Source organism: Serratia sp. Ag1, from assembly GCF_000743355.1.
Lineage (GTDB): Bacteria > Pseudomonadota > Gammaproteobacteria > Enterobacterales > Enterobacteriaceae > Chania.
In genome coordinates this window covers 1-2,173 of the sequence record NZ_JQEI01000037.1, presented here as the reverse complement: position 1 = coordinate 2,173, position 2,173 = coordinate 1, and the positions used below count along the sequence as shown (strand labels likewise).

The 2,173-nt window shown below is 56.3% G+C and carries 4 protein-coding genes; all 4 read right to left on the bottom strand.

What is annotated here, in order from left to right; all coding sequences use genetic code 11:
• Positions 1-204: 204 nt before the first annotated feature.
• Complete coding sequence (locus IV04_RS26615; RefSeq protein ID WP_197062136.1) at positions 205-357, bottom strand: hypothetical protein; 153 nt, start codon at positions 355-357, stop codon at positions 205-207.
• Entirely contained in the window at positions 350-796 is a 447-nt protein-coding gene (locus IV04_RS20440; protein ID WP_037395080.1) for an HNH endonuclease signature motif containing protein, read from the bottom strand. Before IV04_RS20440 ends, IV04_RS26615 begins: the two co-directional genes overlap by 8 nt.
• Positions 796-1,095, bottom strand: coding sequence for a head-tail connector protein (locus IV04_RS20435; protein ID WP_037395083.1), 300 nt, complete (start codon positions 1,093-1,095; stop codon positions 796-798). Before IV04_RS20435 ends, IV04_RS20440 begins: the two co-directional genes overlap by 1 nt.
• Positions 1,088-2,173: phage portal protein (locus tag IV04_RS20430; RefSeq protein ID WP_037441301.1), on the bottom strand; the 1,086-nt coding region annotated here is incomplete at its 5' end. The genes IV04_RS20435 and IV04_RS20430, both read right to left, overlap by 8 nt.

Sequence of the window (2,173 nt, the reverse complement as noted above, 5' to 3'; positions counted from 1 at the left end):
TTGCTTGGCTCTCGCTTTCCACTCTGCGGTGGCGATCTCGTCAAAATAAGCGGGAGGCTTGGGCGGTCTTGCCATAACGTTTCTGTTTCCTGTGCCTTACTGCTGTGAAAAAAAATGCCGCGCGTAAAAATTTGAGGGGGCGGGTGGTTCCTGCGGTGAGGGGCTTTGTCCTGAAAACTCCCCCCACCCGGCCTGAGCGGCCCGCTATCGGTTCCTGAATGCCTCGGCAAGCTCACGGTCACGCTGTGATAGGCGCTTGCCTGTGGCTTGTTCAGGCGTCTTGCCGTGGCGCTTCATAAACCCGTCACGGCTACGCTCCAAGCCTCTAACCAACTGATTAATGTCTTGTTCAGTCATGTTCGTTACCTTCATGCAACCAATCCCAGCGACGGGCGGCGGCTTCTTCTTGCTTACGGAACTTACCGGCCTTGCGCTGTTGCTTGGTGAGTGGGTCTTGGGTGGCGGTCTTGCGGCTGTGATGGCTGACGCATAACCCTTGATGATTGCTGGCAGGCCAGAACAGCACATCGCCTTCACCCTCGATCGGGATGATGTGATCGACTATCTTGGCCGGGGTGTAGATCCCTTCCTTCTCACATTCAACACACAGCGGGTGTGCCTTGAGGTAGCTCAGGCGATATTGGCCCCAGCGGTTGGAGTAACCGCGCTCGGTGCGGGTGCCACGGCTGGCGGTCAGTGTGGCGTTAGCCTGGCGCTTGTGCTCAGGGCAGCGGCCAGACTTCACGCGATTGCGGCAACCCGGATAGGTGCAGCGCTTCAGGGGATGAAAGGGCATCAGTACACCCCCGGATCACGGTACACACTCCACAGGTGGGAGATGGTCAGCGGTACCTCTTCAAGCGCCACAGCAGAAATCATTTCCCGGTTTTCATAGAGCATGCTGATATACAGCAGGCACCCCACCTTAATGGCCGGGTTAAACTCCAGGTCATTACCGAAGCGTTTACCAATGTGTTTCTGGCAGACTTCCAACGATGCAGCGATATACCCCCTAAGCAGGTCGTCTTCATCCTCAAAATAATCATCAATACGGCAGTGTATTTTTGCCTCTTTCAAGCTGATTAATTCAGTCATTTGCCACACCGCCTTTCACTTCAACCGTCTGTTTCCATGCCTGGCTAAACTCTTCCCCGCCTTCGCGTGGCGACATCCCTTCACGTTCGCGGGCTTCGTTCGGACACATCACGCCGGACTTGATCGCCGTCTCGTAGCTCTTGAAGCGATCCTGCGGATTGGCGCGCAGCAGGTCGGTAGTGTCAAACTCCACCAAGTAGCGGGAGCCGGAAGACGGGGAAACCAACAGCAAGGCGGCTTTAAGCTGCTGCTCAAAGTTGGTCAACCAGGGGCGCATCGTCATGGCGTGGAAGGCGCGGCTGGCTTCGCTGAAGTTGCTGTAAGTGCTGTTGGAATACTCTTGCAGGAAGATCGGGCTGATATTGAAGATCCTGGCAACGTCTTCAATGGTGAAGCGGCGAGAGGCCAGCCATTCAGCATCTTGGTTGCTCATGCCCAATTGCTCGTACTCCATCCCCCCTTCAAGGATCGGCGTTTTACCGGCATTCCTGGCCCCTTTGTAACGCTCCAGGGCATCCATTGCCTTTTTGCCGTTAACGCTGTCCAGCCATTCTTTGGCCTTAACGATCCCCGAAGCCATCATGCCATCGCGCATGATGCTGGCACCGTGGCGCTGTTGGGCCATGCCTAGCCCCAGCGTTTCCCGGCAGATGCTGACCGGTGAGCGGGACAAGAAACCATCATCGGTTGAATAACGCAGATGCAAGATTTCTTCCTGCAGGTAGGTTCGCACTCGACCGCTAAAGGGTTCGGTAATGGTGTAGGCGTAGCGGTGTTCATCCAGGCGTTTCGGTACCACGGCACGCGGTGGGTAAGGGTGTAGGGATTGTGGCTGGCCGTCTTTACCCCACTTGATCACTGCATAGGCGTTACCATTCAGCAGGCAATGGCGCATTAGGGTGCGTTTGAACTGGTAAGGGGTCTGGCAATCGTTCGGACGCTCATTCAGCAACACATCAACAGGATGATCGGCTAACCAGGCGCGGGCCTCTACGCCGTTGGTACGTGTTACCCGGTACAGGTAGCAGGGCATGGAGGCCACCGCTTCACTGATCACCGCCACGGCGTTTAGGACGGC